Origin of the sequence: Sphingomonas pruni NBRC 15498 (genome assembly GCF_001598455.1) — a bacterium.
GTDB lineage: Bacteria > Pseudomonadota > Alphaproteobacteria > Sphingomonadales > Sphingomonadaceae > Sphingomonas > Sphingomonas pruni.
This window is the reverse complement of sequence record NZ_BCYZ01000002.1, coordinates 85,370-109,631: the sequence shown is the minus strand read 5'-3', so window position 1 is coordinate 109,631 and position 24,262 is coordinate 85,370. Positions and strand designations below refer to the sequence as shown.

Here is a 24,262-nt window from a genome sequence, read left to right as displayed (position 1 = left end):
CGGTCATGGCCAGGAAGAAGCGTGGCGGCAGCCGGTTCGGATGCCTTGGTCTTGTTGCCGCCTTGCTACTCGTCCTGGGCGGCGTCTGGCTGGTCCATAGCTGGGGCGGCCGCGGCCCGCTGGAAAAGAACGTCACCGTCTCGATCGCGCCCGGCACCAGCCTCAACAAGGCTGCCGAGCAGTTGGAGCAGGCCGGTGCGATCTCTTCCGCCAGCCGCTTCACCCTGCTCGCCAAGGTCTTGGGCGGTGGCGCCGGGATCAAGGCGGGCGAGTATCGCATCCCCGCGCATCTCAGCCAGTCCGACATCCTGAAGCTGTTGCAAGGCGGCAAGACGCTCCAGCGCTTCATCACCATTCCGGAGGGCTGGCCGTCGATCATGGCGCAAGAGCGGCTGATGGCGATGTCCGAGCTGACCGGGAAGATCGACGTACCAGCCGAGGGCTCGTTGATGCCCGACAGCTATAGTTTCGAACGCGGTGACAGCCGCGCGGTGATCGTCGGGCGGATGCAGCGCGCGATGTCGGCCTATCTCGACCAGGCCTGGGCGAAGCGCTCGCCGACGACCGTCGCCAAAACGCCGCGCGAGGCGCTGATTCTCGCCTCGATCGTCGAGAAGGAAACCGGCAAGCCGTCGGAACGGCGAATGGTGGCGGCGGTGTACTCGAACCGGTTGAAGCGCGGCATGCCGCTGCAGGCTGATCCGACGGTGATTTATCCGGTTACGAAGGGCAAACCGCTTGGCCGCCGCATCCTGCGGTCTGAGCTCGAGGCCAATAACGGCTACAACACCTATGCGATGACCGGCTTGCCCAAGGGCCCGATCGCCAATCCTGGCCGGGCTTCGATCGATGCAGTGCTCAACCCGGCGGATTCGCAGGCGCTGTATTTTGTCGCCGACGGAACCGGCGGGCACGTGTTCGCCGATACGCTCGAACAGCATAACGCTAACGTGCAGAAATGGTACGCGATCCGGAGAGCGCGCGGGGAGATGTAAATTCCCTCTCCCATCGGGAGAGGGAAGGGGCCCGCGCCGAAGGCGTGGGAAGGGTGAGGGCAGCTTGCGCCAACTAACCCGAGCTGCCCTCACCCTTCCGCCGCTTCGCGGCTCCCTCCCTCTCCCAAGGGGAGAGGGATTTCAGCGCAACGCCGCCGCCGCTCGCGCCTTCGTCTCGACCTCTTCGGGGGTGCCGGAACACACCCAGCTTCCCCCAACGCACAGCACTGGCTCGAACGCCAGCCATTCGCTCGCATTCGCCTCGGTAATCCCGCCGGTCGGGCAGAATTTGCACTGATAGAACGGTGCCGCCAGGCTCTTGAGGGCCTTCAGCCCGCCATTGGCCTCAGCCGGGAAGAACTTGAAATGCGTCAGCCCGAGGTCGAGCCCGCGCATCAGATCTGCCGAATTGGCGATGCCGGGCAGATAGGGGACGCCGCTGGCGATGATCGGCTCGGCCAGGCGCTCGGTCAGGCCGGGCGACACGATGAACTCGGCCCCCGCGTCCACCGCCTGTGCGAACTGCTGCGCGTTGATCACGGTACCCGCGCCGACGATCGCGCCCGGGACCTTCTTCATCTCGCGGATTGCATCGAGCGCTACGGGCGTGCGCATCGTCACTTCGAGCGCGGGCAGTCCGCCTTTGACCAAGGCTTCGGCCAGCGGCCGCGCCGTCGCCAGGTCCTCGATCACGATCACCGGGATGACCGGCGCCGCGAGCATGATGCGTTCGATAGGGTTGGCGAAAGGGTTGGCGGCGTCGCTCATTTGGCATGCTCCTGGGCAAAGGCGGCCGCGGCGCCGTAGAGGCCGGGCTGGGGATGGGTGATCAGCTTGACCGGCGTGCCGGCCATCATCTGCTGGAAACGGCCTTTGGCGGTGAAGCGTTCGGAAAATCCGGAGCGCGCGAAATGCTCCTTGAGCTTAAGCCCCAGCCCCCCGGCGATGACGACATCCTTCGCGCCCTGCATCAGCGCGAGGTCGCCGGCGAACGCGCCGAGCGCGAGCACGAAGCGGTCGAGCGCGGCGATCGCCAGGCTGTCCGATCCTTCGAACGCCATCGTCCAGATCGTCTTGTCGTCGAGATGACGGATCGCCTTGCCCTCGATCTCGGCCAGCGTCTCGTAGATCGCGACGATCGCCGGTCCGGCGCAGATTCGCTCTGCCGAGACGCGAGTGAACGTCTTGCGCAGCCGCTTGAGAATCGCGTCCTCGAATCCATCGAGCGGCGCGAAATCGACATGGCCGCCTTCAGTCGACAGGACGTGATAGGTGCCGCCGGCGTGCAGTACCCCCGCGACGCCCAGACCCGTGCCCGGCCCGCAGATCGAGGTCACGCCGGCACGCGCCAATGGCCGCTTGGGCCCGCAGATATGCTGGAAATCTTCCTCTGGAAGCTGCGCCACTGCATGCGCGATCGCGCCGAAATCGTTGACGATGACATAGGTGTCGGCGCCGAGCCGCTCGGGGATCAGCGCGGGGCGGATGATCCAGGGGTTGTTCGTCAGCTTGATGACGTCGCCGCCGACCGGCGATGCGACCGCGATCGCCGCCGCCTTGGGTAGATCGCGGCCGAGCTGGCGGCCGAAATCCTGCCACGCTGTCTGGAGCGAGGCGTGCTCGGCGGTCTTTTGCGTCACTTCCGGCCCGAGCGAGACGACCTTGCCCTCCGCGACTTCGGCAATGGCGAAGCGGGCATGAGTGCCCCCGATATCGACTGCGACGACTTCCATTACCTAAACTCCCTCTCCCCATTGGGGAGAGGGCAGGGGAGAGGGGCCGTCACAAATACTGCCGCCTCGATCCTGCCCCTCTCCCAACCCTCTCCCCGATGGGGGAGAGGGCGAGTATTCATAACCCAGCGCCCGCGAAAATCGCCGAGGCACCCAATTCCGCTTCGTCAGCCGCGCCGCGGAACAGCCCGAACAACTCGCGACCCATACCTTCGGCAGCCGGCGGGCATTCCGCCAGATCGCGCGCATCCCATTCGACCGCGTCGACCAGTGCGTCGAGCGTGCCGTTCACCGCGTCGAGCCGAATGACATCGCCATCGCGCACGCGGCCGAGCGGACCGCCGCCCAGGGCCTCGGGCGAGCAATGGATCGCCGCGGGTACCTTGCCTGACGCGCCCGACATGCGGCCGTCGGTGACGAGCGCCACGCGATAGCCTTTGTTCTGGAGCACGCCCAAAGGCGGCGTCAGCTTGTGCAACTCGGGCATGCCGTTCGCACGCGGCCCCTGGAAGCGCATCACGACGACGACGTCGCGGTCGAGTTCGCCGGCCTTGAACGCCGCCTGCACATCGGCCTGGTCGTGGAACACGCGGGCAGGCGCCTCGACGACCCAGCGATCCTCGTCGACCGCCGATACCTTGATGCAGGCGCGGCCGAGATTGCCGGTCAGGATCCGGAAGCCGCCCTCGGCGGAGAAGGGATTGGCGGCAGGGCGCAGGATCGTCTCGTCGCTGCTCGCGCCGGGATCTTCCCAGCGCAGGCCATCGCCTTCGACTACCGGGCGCTTGCCGTAATCGGCAAAATCGCCTGCCACGGTCAGGATATCGCCGTGTAGCAAACCGGCGCCGAGCAATTCGCGGATCACGAACGGCATACCCCCGGCATCCTCGAACCCGTTCACGTCGGCCGATCCGTTGGGATAGACGCGCGCGACCAGGGGAACGGCGCGGCTCAACTGATCGAAATCTTCCCAATCGATCACGATTCCCGCCGCGCGTGCGATCGCGGGCAAGTGGATCAGATGGTTGGTCGATCCGCCCGTCGCGAGCAGCCCGACCGCCGCGTTGACGATCGCGCGTTCATCGAGGCAATGGCCGAGCGGACGATAATCGTCGCCGTCCCAGCCAATCTCGGCCAGACGATGCACCGCCGCGCGGCTCAATTCCTGGCGTAACTTGGTGCCGGGATTGGCGAAAGCGGCGCCGGGCATGTGGAGGCCCATCACCTCCATCATCATCTGGTTGGTATTGGCGGTGCCGTAAAAGGTGCAGGTGCCTTTCGAATGATAGGCGCCGATCTCCGCTTCGAGCAGTTCCTCGCGGCCGACCTTTCCTTCGGCGAATTGCTCGCGCACCGCCGCCTTGGCCTTGTTGGGAATGCCGGTGCGCATCGGTCCGCCGGGGATCAAAATCGTCGGCAAATGGCCGAAACGCAGTGAACCCATCAGCAAGCCGGGCACGATCTTGTCGCAAATGCCGAGCAGAGCGGCGCCCTCGAACAGCCCGTGGGTCAGCGCGATCGCGGTCGACAGCGCGATCGTGTCGCGGCTGAACAGCGACAATTCCATCCCTGGATAACCCTGCGTCACGCCGTCGCACATCGCCGGCACACCGCCGGCGACCTGCGCGGTCGCGCCGACTTCGCGCGCCCAGACCTTCATCTGCTCAGGATAGCGATAATAGACCGCATGCGCCGACAGCATGTCGTTATACGATGTGACGATGCCGATGTTCATCGCGGCATTGGTCTTCATGGCGTCGCGATCTTCCTCGGTCCCGGCATAGCCGTGCGCGAGGTTCGCGCAGCCGAGCGTCGCGCGCGAACGGGACCCGCGGTCGCGCTCACGTTCGATCAGATCGAGATAGGCCCGGCGGGTCGGACGCGAGCGTTCGATGATGCGAGCCGTGACGGCGGAAATTGCCGGGTTCATGAGCGGTGTCCGTTTGCCGGTAGCCGGCCGAGCCGGCTCCTTCTCGCCTCCGTCCTAGACCTGCCCGACGTTCGAGCAACCCCGCGCACCTCGCGCAAGGGTGTAAATTCGTATGCGCTGGGGGTGCGTTACTCGTCCTAGGCTCAGGGTGCCCAATGGATGTCGACCGGCAATTCCGTGTCAGCGAGCACGCGTCCGATCGGATAGGACGAGCTCGGTCCTTGGCTGATTGCGTCTTCCAGCACCTTCTTCTTGTCGGCACCGGTGATCGCGATGATCACGGCCGCGGACGAGACGATCGCCGCGCGGCTGAGCGTCACGCGCGCGACTGGCGCTTCCGGGGGCAGCGGATCGGGCATGACGCCTAGCATCCGACGTTCCTTGGGGCCGTTCAGGGCTTCGTCGAAATCCGGGCCCGGGAAAATGGATGCCGTGTGGCCGTCGGCACCGATGCCGAGCAGGCAGAGGTCGAGTGGCCAGTGCAGGTCCTGCATCAGCGCATCGGCCGAACGGCCCGCGGCCTTATAGTCGTCGGTCGCCTGCGGGACGATCGGCATGACGCGCGCGCCGAGCGGCAGGAACGTCTTGGCGATCATCGTCACGTTGGACAGCGGATCGCCCAGCGGAACGATACGCTCGTCGCCGGGGATGATCGTCACGCGCTTCCATTCAAGCTTGGCCTTGGCGAGCTTGGCATAGATGGGCACCGGCGTCTTGCCGCCGGCCAGCGCGATGACCGCGCCGCCGCGCGCTTCGATCGCGCTTTCGATGATGAAGGCAATATCGCCGGCGACGGCGTCCGCCATCTCGTCGGTATCGTCATATTCCCACCATTCGATTTCTTCGTTCGCTGCCATGTCGCTCTCTTTTTTTGCGCTAGCCCTCCGCCGCTTGCGGGAGGGTAATTAGAAACTCAATCGTCCTGCCAAGTCACGCCATCGCGCTCGGTCAGCGCGATCGAGGTCGACGGGCCCCAGCTGCCCGAGGCGTAGCTCTTGGGCTTCATGTCGTTGGCGGTCCAGCCGGCGCGGATCGCATCGGTCCAGGTCCATTGCGCTTCGACCTCGTCACGGCGGACGAACAAGGTCTGGTCGCCTTCGATCAGGTCGAGCAGCAGCCGCTCATAAGCGATGCGGCGGCGCGCGCCGGCAAATTCGGCGTCGAGGCTGAGGTTGAGCGGCACCTCGCGCAGATGGATGCCTTCGCGGTCGAGCCCCGGCTCCTTGGCCATGACAAGCATCTGGATATATTCTTCCGGCTGCAGGCGAATGATCAGCTTGTTGGGCTGTAGCAGCCCTCCGCGGCCGGCGAACATCGAGTGCGGCACGGGCTTGAACTGGATCGCGATCTCGCTGCGGCGGACCGCCATGCGCTTGCCGGTGCGGAGATAGAACGGCACGCCCTGCCAACGCCAATTGTCGATCCGCGTCTTGATCGCGACGAACGTCTCGGTGGTCGACGGTTTGCCGAGCTCGTCGAGATAGCCCTTGACGATTTCCCCGCCGACCGCGCCCGGACCGTACTGGCCGGTCACCGTGTTCTGCGGGACTTCCTCGGGCGTCATGACATGCAGGCTGCGGAACACCTTGGCCTTTTCGTCGCGGATCGAATCCTTGTCGTAGCGGGCAGGGGGCTCCATCGCGATCAATGCGACGAGCTGGAGGATATGGTTGGTAACCATATCGCGGAGCGCGCCCGCGCCGTCATAATAGCCGGCGCGCTCCTCGAGCCCGACGGTCTCGGCGACGGTAATCTGGACGTTGTCGATCCCTTGTGCGTTCCAAACCGGCTCGAAGAACGAATTGCCGAAGCGCAGCGCCAGGATGTTCTGGACGGTTTCCTTGCCGAGATAATGGTCGATCCGGAAAATCCGATCCTCGGGAAAGACCGCGGCGACCGCGTCGTTGATCTCCCGGCTCGAGGCGAGGTCGTAACCGAGCGGCTTTTCGAGTCCGATGCGGACGTTGCCATGCGCAAGGCCGGCGCCGTGGAGCCCTTTGATCGTCGGCTCGAACAGGCTCGGCGCGGTCGACAGGAAGATCGCCAGGCCTTTTGACGTGTCGCCCAGCTCGTCGGACAGATCCTTGAAATGATCGGCTTCGGTCGCGTCGAGCGCCTGATAGTTCAATCGCTTGAGGAAGGAGTTGATCTTGTCCTTGTCCTTGCGATCGTCCGGCAGATACTTTTCGAGCGCTTCCTTGGCGAATTTGCGGAAGGCGCCATCCTCGAACACGGTACGCGCCGTGCCGGTGATCGTCATGCCGGCCGGCAGCAACCCGTCTTCGTCGAGGCCATAGAGCGACGGCAGCAGCATGCGCTGCGACAGATCCCCGGTCGCGCCGAACAGCAGCAATTTGTCGAGCGGCTGGCGCGTTCCGGGCATCTGGTTTTCCTCGTTTAGACCGTTGGTCCTGCGCAACTCGCAGGGGGTATGTGGAGACGGCGGGAATTTAGGGGCAGGCGCTCATAATGTCAGGCCCGCGACCGGATCGAACCCGGCCATAATGTTGAGATTCTGTACCGCGGCCCCCGCCGCGCCCTTGCCGAGATTGTCGAGCGTCGCGATCAACCGCGCCTGTCCAGTCTCGGCATTGCCGCAGACGCGAACGGTCAGGCGATCGCTGCCGGCATCGTCCTCGATCGTCACGAATTGCGCGTCGGCGGCGCCGATCCGGATCAGCGGACTGTCCTTATACGCCTCTGCCAAGGTCGCTTCGAGCTGTGCCAACGACGGTTTGCGGGGCAGCGCATGGAGGGGTACCGGGACCTCGACGATCATGCCGCGATAGGTGTCGGCTACCGCCGGCGCGAAGATCGGGGGATGCGCGATGCGGGCATGCTTCTGCATTTCGGCGACATGCTTGTGCGCGAGGCCCAGAGCGTAGAGGCGAGCGCGGGTTTTCGCCTTTCCCTCTTCGAATTCGGCGATCATCGATTTGCCGCCGCCCGAATAGCCGGAAATCGCGTTGATGCTGAGCGGCCAATCGTGCGGTATCAGGCCGGCGCGGACCAGCGGCCGGACCAACGCCAGAAATCCGGTCGGGTAGCAACCGGGATTGCTGACGAAGCGCGCCTCGGCGATCGCCGCCTGCTGGGCCGGCTCGAGCTCGGCGAAACCATAGGCCCAGCCCTCGGCGACGCGATGCGCGGTGGAGGCGTCGATCACCCGCGTCTTTTCAGAGGTGATCATCTCCACGGCTTCGCGCGCGGCGTCGTCGGGCAGGCACAGGATGACGAAATCGGCATCGTTCAGCGCTTGCTTGCGCGCCGTCGAATTCTTGCGCACCGCGTCGTCCAGCGTGACCAGCGTCACATCGCTCCGCCCGCTCAGCCGCTCGCGGATTTCGAGCCCGGTGGTACCGGCGGCTCCATCGATGAAGACGTTGACGTTCATGCTCCGAGATCCAGCGCCGTGCGGTCGACATAGCCGGCGAGGCGGCGTTCGGGCGAAACGCCCCAGGCGACGTCGCGCAATACTTCCAGCACTTCGAAGCTCTCACCGGCGGCGAGCTCGGCGAGCGGTTCGGACTTGGGAGATGATTCGGCGTGCAAGGTCACGGCGCGGGTTACTACACAGGGCAGGGGCGCGGCGTAATGCGGCGCGAATACGTATTCCGCGAGCCGGACGTCGGCGAGATCCCGACGAATCGCATTGTGGCGCGGATCGATGGGTACCGACGGACCGGTCAGCGCAAATGTTCTACGCGGTGGCTCTGCGGGCGCGGGGCGGGTCGCTTTCTCCCACAAATTGTCCGAATTCTTCAAGAAAACCTGCCCCCTCGGTGGTGCGCGCGATGAAGATGTTGCGCTTGTCGGTATCGTCGCGCTGGCGGCGCAGATAGCCGAGCGCCCCCAACCTATTCAAGGCGCGTGTCACGACCGGCTTGGAAACGTTCAACGCGCGGGCCAGCCCGCGTACCGTGTGCGGGCCCGGGCTGAGGTAGACGACGAGCAGCAAGGCCATCTGGCGGTTGGTCAGGTCTGGCTCGCCGGATCGCACATAGTCGACCAGCGTGTTCATCCATCGCGTTAGCGGGGAGCTGTCGAAAGTGCTGGCAATGTTCATGTCGGTGCTCACTGATTGTCCACACGGCTTAAGAGGCGGTCGCTATCGCAGGCGTAACAACGTGCGCCGGGGCGATTGGGTTTCAGTGCGGACACGAAATGTCATGGAAACGCCACGTGTCGTCCGGCCGATGAGCGGTTGATCGTGAGGATGCGGTCGCCTATGTGCCCGCTTTCTCCAGTTTCGCGGGTCACAGTCGTTCGATGCTCTTTACCTTCGTCCTTGTCGTTCAGTTGCTCGTCGGCGCTGCGCTCGTCACCATTATCCTGATGCAGCGTTCGGAAGGCGGCGGCCTGACCGGTGGCGGTAGCCCGGCGGGATTGATGTCGGCGCGCGGCGCGGCCGATTTCCTGACGCGGTCGACCGCGATCCTGGCCACGGTCTTCGTCTCGCTGACCATCCTTCTGGCAGTGATGGCGGCGACCCGCCACGCGACCACGATCGACACGTCGCTCAACCGCGCGGCGCCCATCAACGCGCCGGCGGGCAGCGCTCCGCAGCCGGCGGGCGGCGCCTTTGGCGGCGCTGCGGCAAATGCGGCGGCCGGTGCGGGTGGCAATCTGACTTTCCCGGGTGCGCTGGCGCCCGGCGAAAACAAGGTAGCTCCGGCCAGCAACGGCGCGGTCCCCGTCCGCTAAATCCACTTCGTTCTGATCGCCCGCGCGGACTTTTTGTTCGCGCGGGCGGAGTCGCGTGCTTGCGGCACGCCCCCATTCCAAGCTAGGCGGTGATTCCCATGGCGCGGTTTATTTTCATTACCGGCGGCGTGGTCTCCTCGCTCGGCAAAGGTTTGATGGCGGCTTCCCTGGCTGCCCTCCTCCAGGCACGCGGTTATCGCGTCCGCATCCGCAAGTTCGATCCCTATCTCAACGTCGATCCGGGCACGATGAGCCCGTATCAGCACGGCGAGGTCTATGTGACCGACGACGGGGCCGAAACCGACCTCGACCTCGGCCATTACGAACGCTTCACTGGCGTCGCGGCCCGGCAGTCGGACAACGTCACCTCGGGCCGCATCTATCAGCAGATCATCCAGCGCGAACGCCGCGGCGATTATCTCGGCGCCACGGTCCAGGTCATCCCGCACGTCACCGACGCAATCAAGGCATTCGCCTTGGCCGAAACCGACGATCTCGACTTCGTGCTGTGCGAGATCGGCGGCACTGTCGGCGATATCGAGTCCTTGCCATTCATCGAAGCGATCCGCCAGCTCCGTAACGATCTGGGGCGGGGCAATTCGGTCAGCATCCACGTCACGTTGGTGCCCTATATCGCCGCAGCTGGTGAGCTTAAGACCAAGCCAACCCAGCATTCGGTGCGCGAGCTGGCTGCGTTGGGCGTGCAGCCCGACGTGTTGGTGTGCCGCTGCGAGCAGCCGCTGCCGGCGAGCGAGCGCGCGAAGATCGCGTTGTTCTGCAACGTGCCCAAGGAAGCGGTCATTCCGGCACTCGACGCCAAGAGCATCTACGCCGTGCCGGTCCAATATCATGAAGAGGGGCTCGACGAGGCGGTCCTGAATGCGTTCGGGATCGAGCCCGCGGGCGAACCGAACCTCGCGCGCTGGACCGATATCATGGACCGGCTGACCAACCCGGAAGGCGAAGTGACGGTCGGCGTGGTCGGCAAATATGTCGGCCTGCAGGATGCGTACAAGTCGCTGAACGAAGCGCTCGTCCATGGCGGCATCGCCAACAAGGTGAAGGTCAACATCCGCTGGATCGATGCCGAAGTGTTCGAGCATGGCGATAGCGACATCGCCGCCAGCCTGGAGCCGTGCCACGCAATCCTGGTGCCTGGTGCGTTCGGCGAGCGCGGCGCGGAAGGTAAGATCGCCTCGGTCAAGTTCGCGCGCGAACGCAACGTGCCCTATTTCGGTATCTGTTTCGGGATGCAGATGGCCTGTGTCGAGGGCGCGCGTAACCTGGCCGGAATCGAAAAGGCCTCGTCGACCGAATTCGGGCCGACCGACGAGCCGATCGTCGGCATCATCACCGAATGGATGTCGGCCGAAGGCGTGCAGAAGCGCGAGGCGGGCGGCGACCTTGGCGGCACGATGCGCCTGGGCGCGTATCCGGCGAAGCTCGACGGGAATAGCGTTGTCTCGTCAATCTATGGCGCCACCGAGATCAGCGAACGCCACCGTCATCGCTACGAGGTCAATACCGGCTATCGCGAATCGCTCGAAAAGGGCGGGCTGGTGTTCAGCGGCATGTCGCCCGACGGCATGCTCCCCGAAATCGTCGAGCGCCCCGATCACCCATGGTTCGTCGGCGTGCAGTTCCACCCGGAACTGAAATCCAAGCCGTTCGACCCGCATCCGTTGTTCGCGAGCTTCATCGCCGCGGCGGTTCGGCAGAGCCGGCTGGTCTGAGTAACTCCCCGCTGTTGAAAAGTTGACCGGCGTCAAGGTTGGCGACGCTGGACTGCTCCATTCTGCGCCGGCAATATCGTGCGCTGAAGGAGAGGCACCATGGCAAATGCGATCGCGGCCGAGGTCGGCGTGGCGCCGGCGGAGCATGTCGATGTCCTGATCGTCGGCGCGGGTATTTCGGGGATCGGGTCGGCCTGGCATCTGCAGCACCAATGCCCCGACAAGAGCTACCTGATCCTGGAGATGAAGGACACGTTCGGGGGCACTTGGGAAACGCACAAATATCCCGGCGTACGATCGGATTCCGACCTCTACACGTTCGGCTATCGCTTCAAGCCGTGGGTCGGCGCTCCCGTCGCGAGCGGCGAGGAGATCCTGCGTTATGTCGGCGAGGTGATCGAGGAAAACGGTATCGGTCCGCATATCCGGTACGGCCACCGCATCACCGCCTGCAGCTGGTCGAGCGCAGACAATCGTTGGACGGTGGAAGCGGTTCGCGCCTCGGACGGCGACACGGTGCGCGTGACCTGTGAATTCCTGTGGATGTGCCAGGGCTATTACGACCACGAGCGCCCCTATGTCCCCGCCTGGCCTGGGCTGGACGATTATAAGGGGCAGTTCATTCATGCCCAATTGTGGGACCCGGCGACCGATTATGCGGGCAAGCGGATCCTGGTGATCGGCTCGGGCGCGACCGCCGCTACGGTCATTCCGGCTTTCGCCGAAAAGGCGGCGCACGTCACGATGCTGCAGCGCTCGCCGACCTATTTCTTCTGTAGCCCCAATCGCAACGAGCTGGCCGATCGGCTGCGCCAGATCGGCATCGACGAGCCGACCATCCATCGCGTGGTGCGCGCACAGATCATGTTCGATCAGGACCAGCTGACCAAGCGCAGCCAGGCCGAGCCCGAAGCGGTGTTCGAGGAGCTCAAGGCGCTGATTCGCACTTATGCCGGCGAGGACTTCCAGTTCGAACCCGATTTCACCCCGCATTACCGGGTCTGGCAGCAACGGCTCGCTTTCTGTCCCGACGGCGACATCTTCCAGGCGGTCAAGGCGGGCAAGGTCGATGTCGTCACCGACGAGATCGACCGGTTCGTCGAAGGCGGCGTCCGGACCAAGTCGGGCAAGGTCATCGAAGCCGACATCATCGTCGCCGCGACCGGTTTCCGTTTATCGGTGATGGGCGACATTCCGTTCTTCGTCGACAGGCGCGCGGTCGATTGGGCCCAGACGGTCAACTATCGCGGGATGATGTTCACCGGTGTCCCCAACATGGCGTGGGTAATGGGGTATTTCCGCGCGAGTTGGACGTTGCGGGTCGACATGCTCGGTGATTTCGTCTGCCGGCTGCTCAAGCATATGGAGCGCAAGGGTGCGCACCGGGTGGAGGTTGCGCTGCGTCCGGAAGACGAAGGTATGAAACTGCTACCCTGGATCGACCGTGACAATTTCAATCCGGGCTATCTGATGCGCGGCCTCGATGAATTGCCCCGGCGCGGCGACAAGCCCGAATGGGCGCACAACCAGGATTACTGGCGGGAGAAGGAAGAGATTCCGCGGATCGACCTCGATGGCGCCGAATTCGTCTATTCGGGGCGCAAGGATCGCTCGTCCGAGACGAAGGCGCCGGCGGCGGAGGCGGCTTGACCCTTATGGTTGTGGCGCCTTGCCGGGCGTGATCACGGTCAAGGCGCCCGCACGGATGCGGAATTCGAGCGGGGAGTCCATGCGCCGGAGCTCTCCGTCGAGCGCGATTTCGATCGATCCGCCGCTCGATGTGACGGTCAGCGTCTCGCATTCGCCGAGCGTCTCGAAATCGAGCGAGCGTTCGGCGCGTCCGACCAGCGCGCGCATGGCAAACCAGATCAGCGCCGCACGCCGCCGACGCGCGACCGCATAGACCGACAATTTGCCGTCAGTCAGGGTGGCGCGTTTGCCGACTTCGCCGCGGTCGAGCGAATAGACGTTGTTGCCGACGAACAGCAGCGGGGTGACGATGGCGCGTTCGCCCTTTCCCCAGTCTAGCCGCAAGCGGTGATGCGGTAACCGTTCGAGCACTGCGAATGCCGCCGGCACCGTCGACAGCCATTTGGGCCAGCCCTTCGCGCGGCGCAGACCTTCGCGTTTGCGCACCATCAATGGGTAAAGCCCGATCGACGCGTTGTTGACGAAGACCTGTCCGTTGACCTCGCCGACGTCGATCGCGACAGCCTGGCCGTTCACCGCGACCCTGGCGGCCTCGCCCAGATCGGCTGGGATGCCGAGATCGCGCGCCAGATGGTTGAGCGTGCCGAGCGGCAGCAGGCCGAGTTCGGTATCACTGCCTGCTAGGATCTGCGCGGCGCCGGCGGCCGTGCCGTCACCGCCGGCGACGGTCACCCGTCCCGATGCCGCTGCCACCTCGATTGAGTCGGGGATTTGCTTGCCGTCGAGCGCTGCGACCTGGGCGGTCGCTCCCGCCTCGGCGAACGATTTTTCCAGCTCTCCGATCAGGGCATCGCCCATCTTGGCGGCAGTCCCGCCATTCTTGTTCACGATCACGTGCAGCGTCTTCATCGCCGACAGCTACCAGCGCGATCGGAATCGCCGAAACGAAAAAGGCGCCCGGACAATTGCCCGGGCGCCCGATGGCGCTTTCGAGGGAGCGAGAAAGCGCCGGTTCGTCAGGCCGCCTTGGTTTCGTCGGCCGGGCTCGTCTCGATCGCGGCGAGCGGCGCGCCCGTCTTGATCGCGATCGTCTGCGGCTTCAGCGCCTCGGGCACTTCGCGCACCAGGTCGACAGTCAGCAGGCCGTCATTGAGCCGCGCATCGTCGACTCGAATGAAATCGGCGAGCTCGAAGCGGCGCTCGAAGCTGCGCGTTGCGATGCCGAGGTGAAGATAGGCCGACTGATCGCCGTCCTTGTCCTTCTTGCCCTTGACGGTCAGCAAGTTCTGCTGCGCGACGATCTCGATCTCGTCGCGGCGGAAGCCGGCGACCGCGATCGTGATGCGGTAATGATCCTCGGCGATCCGCTCGAGGTTGAAGGGCGGGTAATTGTCCCCGCCATTTTGCCGCGCCGAGGCTTCGAGCATGTCGAACAGGCGATCGAAGCCGATCGTCGAGCGGCGGTAGGGAGTCAGGTCGAACTGTCGCATTTAATCATCCTCCATCGAGCGATGTCACACACCGACGCGACCCCGGATGGGCATCGCATCGTCGTATATCTGGGGCGTTCCGGCGCCGGTTCAAGAGCGCTAGCACGACAAAATATCGTTATCTTTCAACGGCGATAAAGTTTGGCTTGCGGCGCCGGCCAGACGATCTTGCTTTTAATCCTATCAAATCAATGGGGATTAAGGCGTTAGTCGATCGTCTAGGGGATTACCGAATCATGCTCGCAGCGTTCCCGCTCCTGCTCGCCGCCGTATCGCCGCAAAGTATCGCGATCGCCGACACCGCCGCTCGTCCGGCAACGCCGGTCGTCGCGCCCGATGATGGAGCCGCCAACCCTGCCGTACCGGCGCCCGAGCCCCAGGCCGATCCGCAAGCCGCCTCAACGCCGGGGGGCGATATCGTCGTCACCGCGCGGCGGCGGTCGGAGCGCTTGCAGACCGTGCCGCTCGCGGTGGCGGTGCTGAGCGGCGAGACACTGGCCAATGCCGGGGCATTCAACGTCAACCGGCTCCAGCAATTCCAGCCCGCGCTGCAATTCTATTCGAGCAACCCGCGCAATTCGGCGATCAACATCCGCGGCCTGGGCGCGCCGTTCGGGCTGACCAATGACGGCATCGAGCAGGGCGTCGGCCTCTATATCGACCAGGTCTATATCGGCCGCGTCGGCGCCTCGACCTTCGATTTCGTCGACATCGATCGCGTCGAGGTGCTGCGTGGGCCGCAAGGGACGCTGTACGGCAAGAACACTACGGCGGGCGCGGTCAACATCACGACCAAGAAGCCCAACCTTTCGTCGCCCGAAGCCACCTTCGAGGTCAGCACGGGCAATTACGGACTGGTCCAACTGAAGGGCTCGGCGTCGGCACCGATCGCCGACGGCAAACTGGGCGTGCGCCTGTCGACCTCGGTAACCAAGCGTGGCGGGTCGATCTACGACACTGCGATCGATAAGAATTTGCAGAAGCAGGACAATTTCAGCGTACGCGGGCAATTGCTGTGGCAGGCGACGCCCAATCTGGATCTCAATTTCTCGGCCGATTTCAGCCTGCAGAATCCCTATTGCTGCGTGCAATATTACGCGCGGCTCGGGGCGACGCAGCGTCCGCTCAACCGTCAATATGCGGCGCTGGCTGCCGCCGCTGGATATAAGCCGCCGAGCTTCGATCCGTTCGACCGCGTCACCGATCTGGATTCTTCGATCAACTCCCGTCAGGAAGTCGGCGGCCTGTCGCTGGTGGGCAATTGGGATGTCGGCGGCGCGACCATCACCTCCGTCACTGCCTGGCGCTATTGGGACTGGCAGCCGGCCAATGACCGCGATTTCGTCGGCCTGCCGATCACCACCGTCTCGCAAAATCCGTCGCAGCAGAAGCAATGGTCGCAGGAATTGCGCATCGTCTCGAACGGCGACCGCAAGCTCAACTACACGCTGGGGGCTTTCTTCTTCGATCAGACGATCGATACGCAGGGGTCGCAGGTCCAAGGTCCCGCCGCCAGTGCCTGGCTGCTCAACCCAACCAGCGCGAACGGCAAGAATCCGTTGGTGCTCGACGGGCTGACCTCGACCAACTCCATTCATTTCAGCAATCAAAGCTTTGCCATCTTCGGCAAGCTCAATTGGGAGGCGGCGCCCCGCTTTCACATCCAGCCCGGCCTGCGCGTCAATTACGACAAGAAATCGGGTTTCTACGAGTCGGTCGTCAGCATCCACAACGCGCAGTACAATTTCGTCGCGACGGCGGATAACGTCGCGGCCTTGCTGAAGAACGGCGCCGCGCTCGCCGATCAGCTCAATACATTGGCGCCGCAACGGTACAGCCCCAGGTTCAGCGCCTGGAACCTGTCCGGCGACCTGACCCTATCCTATGATTTCTCCAGGGACATCCACGGCTATGCGACGTACGCGCGCAGCTTTAAATCTGGCGGGATCAATCTCTCCGGGCTGCCGCTCAATTCGACCAATACCGGCGTCGATCTGTCGACGCAGACTGTGAAGCCGGAAAAGGAAAATCACTTCGAACTCGGTTTGAAGACGCAGTTCCTTGACCGTCGAGTAACCTTCAACCTCGCGGCGTTCTGGACCGACATCAAGGATTACCAGGCGACGGTGAATAACGGGCAGACGACCGTCATTCGTGGATATCTGGCGAACGCAGCCCGGGTCCGCGTGCGCGGCGTCGAGTTCGACTCATCGTTCCGGCCGAGCCAGCGGTTGAGCCTGTATGCCAACGGCGCCTTCACTGATGCGAAGTACGTCCGTTTCCGCAACGCGCCGTGCCCTCCCGAGCTGTCCGGCGGTACCGCGGCGCTGCCTGGCCAAACGCCGGCGGCACCCGGGACGCCGGGCCTCAGTCCCTTGGTCTGCGATATCTCGGGATCGATCCTACCGGGCATTTCGAAATGGTCGTTCTCGTTCGGCGGCGAAGTGAACGCGCCGGTCGGCGGAGGGCAGGTCTATCTGGGTTATGACGGCAGCTATCGTTCGAAATTCTCGTCCAACCCGTCGCGCTCGTTCTACACCGATATCAACGGCTATTCGCTGTCCAACTTCCGGCTCGGCTTCCGCAAGGACAAGTGGAATTTGTATGGCTGGGTGCGCAACGCGTTCGACCAGCATTATTTCGAGTTGCTGAGCACGCAATCGGGCAGCACCGGGCTGATCGTCGGCCAGCCGGGCGATCCGCGGACATATGGCGGCACGTTCCGGATTAGCTTTTGAGCACCGGGCCGTCCCGCAGGAACAGCTGTCTGGCGAGCGTGCTGGACCCATTTATCGTCATGCCGGGATTGTCCCGGCATCCAGCGCGCAACAACGGCTGTATTCCGTTTAGGAGGGTTGGACTCCGGGACAAGCCCGGGGTGACGTGTTGGGGAGGGTGGGCTTCTTCTAGCAGCGCGCCGGTCGGCGAAGCCGCCGTCGCTCGGGCCGCGGAGCGGCCCGGCGGCCGTTTGGGGCGATTTGCTGCGCAAAGCGGCACGCAGCTTTGCTGCTTGCCTTCGCCCCAAATGACAAACGCCCGGGCCGTTTCCGACCCGGGCGCCTGCGTGACGATTGCTCGTCAGCCCCCTTGTAACTTCCGCCCGCGCGCCTCTTTTAAGGCGGAGCTGGAAGCGATCCCCGAACCACGGCCATTGACCTGCGTTTCGCGAAGCAAACTGCTAAGCGGCTACCGGTGACTTGTCATTGCCAAACAACGGGTCGCCGCACGATTGCGGCAGGCATGTGTCGAATCCGCCACAGCACCGCCTTGGTTGCCTGCAATCGCGATACGCCCTAGGCACCCGACATTCCGGGGGCGGATCGCGAGGCCTGATTGATTCTCCTGTCGAGCTACGAACGCCTGATCGCCAGCCGCTATCTGTTGCCGGGCAAGGGTGAGCGCTTCATCGTCCTCGTCGCCGGATTCAGTCTTGGCGCCGTTATGCTCGGGGTCGCGGCCCTGGTCATCGTGATGAGTGTGATGAACGGCTTTCGTGCCGAATTGTTCGACAAGATTGTCGGGCTGAACGGCCATGCCGTCATCCAGGGCTATGGCGGGCGGCCGCTCAACGACTGGCGGCAATTGCTCGCGCGCGCCAAGGCGACGCCGGGCGTCACCAGCGCCGTGCCGATGATCGAACAGCCGCTGATGATGACCAATAATGGCCGCGCGGAAGCGATCATCCTGCGTGGGCTGACGGTGCCCGACATTCGCGGCAATTCGACCATCGCAGGGCATGTCGTCGCCGGCGACCTCAATTCGGTAACAGCGGGCAGCAACCGGATCGCGATCGGGTCACGCCTGGCCGAGACGCTCGGCGCCGATATCGGCAGCCAGGTAACGATCTGGAATCCGGCCGGCCAGTCGACCCCGTTCGGCACGGTGCCGCGCATGGTGTCGTACACGGTCGGCGCGATCTTCGAAATCGGCGTCTACGACTATGACAAGGCTTATGTCGTCATGCCGATGGAGGATGCGCAGACGCTGCTGCTGCTCGACCCCGACACGGTGGGGATGATCGAGGTCAACACCAGGGACGCCGATCAGGTCGGCCCGATCCTGGCGCCGCTCAGGGCGTCGCTGGGCCAGACCGCCGCGGTCAGCGACTGGCGCCAGATGAACGCGCAATTGTTCGAGGCGCTGGGAATCGAGCAGGTGTCGATGTTCGTGATCCTGTGCATCATCATCCTGGTCGCCGCGTTCAACATCGCATCGTCGCTGATCATGCTGGTCCGTGCCAAGACGCGCGACATCGCGATCCTGCGCACCATGGGGGCGCCACGCGCCGCGATGGTCAGGATCTTCATCACCGTCGGCACGACGATCGGCATCCTGGGGACGATCGCGGGGCTGATCCTGGGGTTCGTCCTCCTCTATTTCCGCCAGCCGATCGTCGACTTGGTGCAAAAGATATCGGGCCAGAATTTGTGGGATCCCTCGATCCGCTTCCTGACGGAGTTGCCGTCCAAGCCCAATCCGGTCGAGATCGCGATGGTCGTGGCGATCACCTTGCTGCTGACGTTCCTCGCCACGCTGTATCCGGCCTCGCGTGCTGCCAGTACCGATCCGGTCCAGGTGCTGCGCTATGAGTGAGCCAGTCCTCGCCACGACCGGCCTGACCCGCAGCTTCGAACAGGGCGGGGAGACGATCCACGTGCTGCGCGGCGCCGACCTGTCGATCGCGCCGGGAGAGATCGTCGCCCTGCTCGGGCCGTCGGGATCGGGCAAGTCGACCTTGCTTCAAGCGGTCGGCCTGCTCGAGGGCGGGTTCGGCGGATCGATCCGTATTACCGGCATCGAAGCGGCGCAGATGAGCAGTTCGGAGCGTACCGCGACGCGCCGCGACAAGCTCGGCTTCATCTATCAATTCCATCACTTGCTGCCCGATTTCAACGCGGTCGAGAATGTCGTCCTGCCGCAATTGGTAAAGGGAGCCTCGCGCGCCGATGCCGATGCGCGCGCGGCCGAGCTGTTGACGACGCTCGGCCTCGGGCACCGCCTGACGCACCGGCCGAGCCAATTGTCGGGCGGCGAACAGCAACGCGTCGCGGTCGCCCGCGCGCTCGCCAACCGGCCGGCCTTGATCCTTGCCGACGAACCCACCGGCAATCTCGACGAGGCGACCGCGGAGATCGTGTTCGATGAGTTCCTGCGTCTGGTGCGGCAGGAGGGATCGGCGGCTTTGGTCGCCACGCACAACGAGCGATTGGCGGCGCGGATGGACCGCGTCCTGCGCCTGCAGGAAGGGCATTTGAGTTCAGGGACGATCTCCGCCAGCAAATGAGCGAACAAGCGAATTCCGGCGACGCCTGGCGCACCCTACCGACCCTGACTGGCAGGCACGTTACGCTGTCGCCGACCATACGCGCCGACCGGGACGGCATCCTGGCCGCCTTTGCGACGGGGCTCGAAGGCGCGTTCCATACGACCGTGCCCAATCCCGAGACGATCGAGGCCTGGTACGATCGGATCGAGCGCGAGCAGGCGGCTGGGCGTTCAATGCCCTTCACCGTTCGCGATGCCGACGGGGAGGTTGCCGGCGTCACACGCTTCCTCCGTATGGCTCAGGCGCATCGCCGTCTGGAGATCGGCGGCACCGTTTATGCCACGCGCGTACAGCGCACCGGGCTCAATACCGAAGCCAAGATGCTGCTGCTGACCCATGCGTTCGAAGTGCTGGGTTGTTACTGCGTTCAGATCCGCACCGATTTCCTCAACCGCCGGTCGCGCGCAGCGATCGAGCGGCTGGGCGCGCGGATGGACGGGGTGATCCGCGGCCATGTCATCCTGAACGATGGTCATTATCGCGACAGCGTGCTCTATTCGATCCTCGAACACGAATGGCCCGGGGTGAAGCGCAACATCGCCGCCTTGATGGCTCGATATGAGGGGAAGGGCGCATGACCGCGATCACCGATTTCCACGTCAAGGCGGCTGATGGCAGCGACGCCGACCTCTCGGCTTACGCCGGCAAGGTCCTGCTGGTCGTCAACGTAGCCTCGAAATGCGGCTTCACCCCGCAATATGAAGTGCTGGAAGCGATCCATCGCAAATATGCCGATCGCGGGTTCGAGGTGCTGGGCTTCCCGTGCAACCAGTTCGGCGCGCAAGAGCCTGGGGACGCCGAGGAGATCGCGAAATTCTGCTCGCTGACTTATGACGTGACGTTCCCGGTGTTCGCCAAGATCGACGTCAATGGATCGGGCGCCGACCCGCTGTACGGCGAGCTCAAGAAACAGGCGCCCGGGTTCCTGGGCACCGAGGGCATCAAGTGGAACTTCACCAAGTTCCTGGTCGGCCGCGATGGCCAGGTGGTCGAACGCTATGCGCCGACGACCAAGCCCGAAGAGATCGCGGCGGATATCGAAAAGCTGCTCTAACCGGTCGGCCCGCCCACGAAAGTTGTGGGTAAGCGGATGGTGCAGGGTGGTCATTCGCGCGCCCGCGCCTTAGGTTTGCGGCCATGCCCCATTCCGGCTTCGTGCCCCTTCGGATCTTTTCGTCCTACACGATGCTCGACGGCGCGATCGAGCCCAAGGCGATTGCCAAGCGCGCGCGCGAATTGGGCTTCCCGGCCGCCGCGGTGACCGACCGCAACGGCTTGTTCGCGGCAATGTCGTTTTCTGGGGCGGCTGCCGATGCCGGGGTGCAGCCGATCATCGGCACGATGTTGGGCCTGGCACGGCCCGATCTGCCCGATGGCCAAGCGGTGCAGACGGACTGGATCGCGCTCTATGCCCAGGACGAGGCGGGCTATCTCAACCTCTGTCGCCTCGTCAGCGAGGCGCATCTCGGCCGACCGCTCGACCTCGATCCCCATGTCGATTTCGCGACGCTCGAAGCCAATTCGGAGGGACTGATCGCGCTGACGGCGGGCGGGGAGGGCGGTATCGCCCGCTTGTTCGCGGAGGATCAGCCCGAGGGCGCCAATGCCTATGTCGACCGGCTGCAGGCGATATTCGGCGACCGGCTCTATATCGAGATCGCCCGGCGCTTCGATCCGGTCGAGGCCAAGGCCGAAGCCGAATTGCTCGAGCTGGCTTATGCCCGCAATTTGCCGATCGTCGCGACCAATCCCTGCTGTTTCGCCGAGGAGGAATTCCGCGAGGCACATGACGCGATGCTGTGCATCGCCAATTCCTCTTATGTCGCGAGTGACGACCGGCCCAAGAGCTCGCCCGACGCGTGGATGAAGCCCGCCAAGGACATGCGCGCGCTGTTCACCGATCTGCCCGAAGCGATCGCCAATACCCTGGTCGTGGCGCAGCGTTGCGCGGTCGCGGCCCCCAAGCGCAAACCGATCCTGCCCAGTCTGGCGGGCGACCGCGACGGCGAATCCGCGATGTTGCGCGAGCGCGCGCGCGAAGGCTTGCAGAAGCGGCTCGATCGCATCGTCGAGCTCGGCAATGCGGGCGAAGGCGATTGGCAGCAGCCCTATCGCGACCGCCTCGACTTCGAACTCGACGTCATCATCCAGATGGGGTTTCCAGGCTATTTCCTGATCGTTGCCGACTTCATCCAATGGGCGAAGGCGCACGATATCCCGGTCGGCCCGGGCCGTGGTTCGGGTGCGGGCTCGGTGGTCGCCTGGGCATTGACCATTACCGACCTCGACCCGATCAAGCTCGGGCTGCTGTTCGAACGCTTCCTAAACCCGGAACGCGTGTCGATGCCCGACTTCGACATCGACTTCTGCGAAACGCGGCGTGGCGAAGTGATCCGCTACGTCCAGGCGAAATATGGCCGCGACCAGGTCGCGCAGATCATCACGTTCGGGACGATGAAGGCGCGCGCGGTGCTCAAGGACACCGGCCGCGTGCTGCAGATGAGTTACGGCCAGGTCGACCGCCTGGCCAAGCTCGTCCCGAACCTGCCGACCGATCCCTGGACGCTCGACCGTGCGCTCAACGGTGTCAGCGAGCTCGCCGCCGAATATCGCGGCGACAAGGACGTCCGCCATCTGTTCGATCTGGCGATGAAGCTCGAAGGGCTGCCGCGCCACAGCTCGACCCATGCCGCCGGCGTGGTGATCGGCGACCGCCCGCTCGCCGACCTCGTCCCGCTCTATCGCGATCCGCGATCGGACATGCCGGTTACCCAGTTCGACATGAAATATGTCGAGGGCGCGGGGCTGGTGAAGTTCGACTTCCTGGGCTTGAAGACGCTGTCGGTGCTTAAGAAGGCCGTCCAGCTGCTCGCCAAGCGCGGGATTGCCTGCGATCTCGACGCGCTGACCTGGGACGACGAGGGCGTCTACAAACTCCTCCAGAAGGGCGACACGGTCGGCGTGTTCCAGCTCGAATCGGAAGGCATGCGCCGCACGCTATCGGCGGTGCGACCGTCCAATTTCGGCGACATCATCGCACTCGTCTCGCTCTATCGCCCGGGCCCGATGGACAACATTCCGTCCTTCGGCCGACGCAAGAACGGGCAGGAGCCGATCACCTATCCGCATCCGCTGCTCGAGCCGATCCTGGCCGAAACCTACGGCATCTTCGTCTATCAGGAACAGGTGATGCAAGCCGCGCAGGTGCTGGCCGGCTATTCGCTCGGCGGCGCCGACCTGTTGCGCCGCGCGATGGGCAAGAAGAACCAGGCCGAGATGGACGCGCAGCGTGCGACCTTCGTCGAGGGCTGCGCGACACACAACAAGATCGACGCCGCCAAGGCCAACGAGCTGTTCGATTTGATCGACAAGTTCGCCGGCTATGGTTTCAACAAGTCGCACGCCGCGGCTTATGCTTTGCTCGCCTATCAGACCGCTTGGCTGAAGGCGCATCATCCGCACGAATTCTACGCAGCGTCGATGTGCTACGACATCCATCTGACCGACAAGCTGGCGATCTTCGTCGACGACATGCGGCGGCTCGACGTGGCCATCCTGCCGCCGGACGTGAACCGCAGCCTAGCGGAGTTCGACGTAGAGGTGGTCGCCTCTCCATCCGAGGGGGACAAGGAGCAACTGGCCGTCCGCTACGCGCTCGCCGGGCTCAAGTCGGTCGGCGAAGGCGCGATGGAGAAATTGGTCGAGGAACGCGATGGGTCCGGGCCGTTCGACAGCCTCGATGCATTTGCCCATCGCGTCGACCCGCGCCTGCTCAACAAGCGCCAGCTCGAAACATTGGCGGCGGCGGGAGCGTTCGACGCGATCGATCCCAATCGCGCCGGTATCCATGCCTGCGCCGAAACGATTCTGGCCACCGCGGCGCGGGTACACGACCAGAAGAATAGCGGGCAGGGCGGCCTGTTCGGCGAGAGCGAGGCGTCGGGCACCCACATCAAGCTCCCGCTTTCGGCGCGCTGGAGTCTGGCCGAGCGGATGGAGCAGGAAAAGGAAGCATTCGGCTTCTATTTCTCGGCGCATCCGGTCGACCGCTTCACCCAGCTCGCGCGGATGCATGGCGCGCGGCGCTACGCCGATCTGGGCGAGATGCAGATCCCGGAAAGCGGCCGCGCCGGCGCGGTGATGGCGGCGATGGTCGAGGATACGCGCTGGCGGACCTCGGCCAAGGGCCGGCGCTACCTGATGGCGACCTTGTCCGATCCATCGGGCCAGTTCGTCGCGACCTGTTTCGACGATGCAGTCGCTACCGACCTGGAGGAAGCGGCGCGCAACGGCGGTTGCGGGCTGATCACGGTCGAACTCGACCGGCGGCCGGGCGAGGAACAGCCGCGCGTTACGGTCAAGCGAATCCAGCCGTTCGACGAACTGGCCAGCGCGACGCGGATGAATCTGGATATCGTGGTGGACGATGGCGTCGCGATCCCGGGAATCGGTGCCTTGCTGTCCGAGGCTCGCGGCGCGCGCGGCGAAGCACGATTGGTCGTTCCGTTGCCGGCGGGCGGGACGGCAACCATCCTGATCGGCCGCGATTTCCTGCTCGACCCCGAACTTGCCGACCGTATCGCGACGCTTCCTGGGGTGCGATCCGCCGAGGTCGCAATCGCGCCGCCGCAACGGCTTGCATTGGTTGGCTAGACTCGACCGCTGCTGACGGAATAACACTCTTTCAAACATCGAGTATGG

20 protein-coding genes are annotated in these 24,262 nt (G+C 64.4%); 10 read left to right on the top strand and 10 right to left on the bottom strand.

Annotated features, from left to right (window positions below):
• Positions 1–5: 5 nt before the first annotated feature.
• The gene (gene mltG, locus SPR01S_RS00745; RefSeq protein WP_066583495.1) at positions 6–995 is read left to right on the top strand and encodes an endolytic transglycosylase MltG; all 990 of its coding nucleotides are present in this window, start codon (positions 6–8) and stop codon (positions 993–995) included.
• A gap of 141 nt (positions 996–1,136) precedes the next feature.
• Here mltG and eda read toward each other — a convergent pair whose 3' ends face one another.
• From eda to SPR01S_RS00705, 8 genes are all read right to left on the bottom strand, one after another.
• Positions 1,137–1,763 carry a bifunctional 4-hydroxy-2-oxoglutarate aldolase/2-dehydro-3-deoxy-phosphogluconate aldolase gene (gene eda, locus SPR01S_RS00740; protein WP_066583493.1) on the bottom strand — a complete coding sequence of 209 codons (627 nt, stop codon included), beginning with the start codon at positions 1,761–1,763 and terminating at the stop codon, positions 1,137–1,139.
• Positions 1,760–2,728 (bottom strand): glucokinase, encoded by a 969-nt coding sequence (glk, locus tag SPR01S_RS00735; RefSeq protein WP_066583491.1) that lies wholly within the window; start codon positions 2,726–2,728, stop codon positions 1,760–1,762. Before glk ends, eda begins: the two co-directional genes overlap by 4 nt.
• 118 nt (positions 2,729–2,846) lie before the next feature.
• Positions 2,847–4,658 carry a phosphogluconate dehydratase gene (edd, locus tag SPR01S_RS00730; RefSeq protein WP_066583488.1) on the bottom strand — a complete coding sequence of 604 codons (1,812 nt, stop codon included), beginning with the start codon at positions 4,656–4,658 and terminating at the stop codon, positions 2,847–2,849.
• A 143-nt stretch (positions 4,659–4,801) separates the two neighbouring features.
• Complete coding sequence (gene pgl / locus SPR01S_RS00725; RefSeq protein WP_066583486.1) at positions 4,802–5,515, bottom strand: 6-phosphogluconolactonase; 714 nt, start codon at positions 5,513–5,515, stop codon at positions 4,802–4,804.
• Positions 5,516–5,571: 56 nt separating this feature from the next.
• A complete protein-coding gene (gene zwf / locus SPR01S_RS00720; RefSeq protein WP_066583485.1) occupies positions 5,572–7,041 on the bottom strand; it encodes a glucose-6-phosphate dehydrogenase in 1,470 nt (489 codons plus the stop codon).
• Between the two features lie 81 nt (positions 7,042–7,122).
• Positions 7,123–8,052 carry an N-acetyl-gamma-glutamyl-phosphate reductase gene (gene argC / locus SPR01S_RS00715; protein WP_066583481.1) on the bottom strand — a complete coding sequence of 310 codons (930 nt, stop codon included), beginning with the start codon at positions 8,050–8,052 and terminating at the stop codon, positions 7,123–7,125.
• The gene (locus SPR01S_RS00710; protein WP_245661815.1) at positions 8,049–8,216 is read right to left on the bottom strand and encodes a hypothetical protein; all 168 of its coding nucleotides are present in this window, start codon (positions 8,214–8,216) and stop codon (positions 8,049–8,051) included. Before SPR01S_RS00710 ends, argC begins: the two co-directional genes overlap by 4 nt.
• A gap of 142 nt (positions 8,217–8,358) precedes the next feature.
• Positions 8,359–8,679, bottom strand: coding sequence for a MarR family transcriptional regulator (locus SPR01S_RS00705; protein WP_066583478.1), 321 nt, complete (start codon positions 8,677–8,679; stop codon positions 8,359–8,361).
• Positions 8,680–8,927: 248 nt separating this feature from the next.
• Between SPR01S_RS00705 and secG the strand changes: the two genes are divergently transcribed.
• The 3 genes from secG (at position 8,928) to SPR01S_RS00690 (ending at position 12,745) form a co-directional block, all read left to right on the top strand.
• The gene (gene secG / locus SPR01S_RS00700) at positions 8,928–9,362 is read left to right on the top strand and encodes a preprotein translocase subunit SecG (protein ID WP_066583475.1); all 435 of its coding nucleotides are present in this window, start codon (positions 8,928–8,930) and stop codon (positions 9,360–9,362) included.
• A 98-nt stretch (positions 9,363–9,460) separates the two neighbouring features.
• On the top strand, positions 9,461–11,095 hold the full coding sequence (pyrG, locus tag SPR01S_RS00695) for a CTP synthase (RefSeq protein WP_066583472.1): 1,635 nt from the start codon (positions 9,461–9,463) through the stop codon (positions 11,093–11,095).
• A gap of 99 nt (positions 11,096–11,194) precedes the next feature.
• On the top strand, positions 11,195–12,745 hold the full coding sequence (locus tag SPR01S_RS00690) for a flavin-containing monooxygenase (protein WP_066583470.1): 1,551 nt from the start codon (positions 11,195–11,197) through the stop codon (positions 12,743–12,745).
• 3 nt (positions 12,746–12,748) lie between these two features.
• Here the strand turns inward: SPR01S_RS00690 and SPR01S_RS00685 are convergent, their stop codons facing one another.
• A complete protein-coding gene (locus tag SPR01S_RS00685; RefSeq protein WP_066583468.1) occupies positions 12,749–13,654 on the bottom strand; it encodes a diacylglycerol/lipid kinase family protein in 906 nt (301 codons plus the stop codon).
• A gap of 107 nt (positions 13,655–13,761) precedes the next feature.
• Positions 13,762–14,235, bottom strand: coding sequence for an Hsp20 family protein (locus tag SPR01S_RS00680; RefSeq protein ID WP_066583467.1), 474 nt, complete (start codon positions 14,233–14,235; stop codon positions 13,762–13,764).
• 236 nt (positions 14,236–14,471) lie between these two features.
• Here SPR01S_RS00680 and SPR01S_RS00675 point away from each other — a divergent pair, with 236 nt between their 5' ends.
• From SPR01S_RS00675 to dnaE, 6 genes are all read left to right on the top strand, one after another.
• On the top strand, positions 14,472–16,973 hold the full coding sequence (locus tag SPR01S_RS00675) for a TonB-dependent receptor (RefSeq protein ID WP_066583464.1): 2,502 nt from the start codon (positions 14,472–14,474) through the stop codon (positions 16,971–16,973).
• A 598-nt stretch (positions 16,974–17,571) separates the two neighbouring features.
• Positions 17,572–18,828, top strand: coding sequence for a lipoprotein-releasing ABC transporter permease subunit (locus SPR01S_RS00670; protein WP_066583729.1), 1,257 nt, complete (start codon positions 17,572–17,574; stop codon positions 18,826–18,828).
• Positions 18,821–19,519, top strand: a complete 699-nt coding sequence (locus SPR01S_RS00665) for an ABC transporter ATP-binding protein (RefSeq protein WP_066583460.1) — start codon at positions 18,821–18,823, stop codon at positions 19,517–19,519. The genes SPR01S_RS00670 and SPR01S_RS00665 overlap by 8 nt, the downstream gene beginning before the upstream one ends.
• Positions 19,516–20,139, top strand: a complete 624-nt coding sequence (locus SPR01S_RS00660) for a GNAT family N-acetyltransferase (protein ID WP_066583457.1) — start codon at positions 19,516–19,518, stop codon at positions 20,137–20,139. Before SPR01S_RS00665 ends, SPR01S_RS00660 begins: the two co-directional genes overlap by 4 nt.
• The gene (locus SPR01S_RS00655) at positions 20,136–20,615 is read left to right on the top strand and encodes a glutathione peroxidase (protein ID WP_066583455.1); all 480 of its coding nucleotides are present in this window, start codon (positions 20,136–20,138) and stop codon (positions 20,613–20,615) included. Before SPR01S_RS00660 ends, SPR01S_RS00655 begins: the two co-directional genes overlap by 4 nt.
• Before the next feature lie 83 nt (positions 20,616–20,698).
• The gene (gene dnaE, locus SPR01S_RS00650; protein ID WP_066583444.1) at positions 20,699–24,214 is read left to right on the top strand and encodes a DNA polymerase III subunit alpha; all 3,516 of its coding nucleotides are present in this window, start codon (positions 20,699–20,701) and stop codon (positions 24,212–24,214) included.
• The last annotated feature ends 48 nt before the right edge of the window (positions 24,215–24,262 follow it).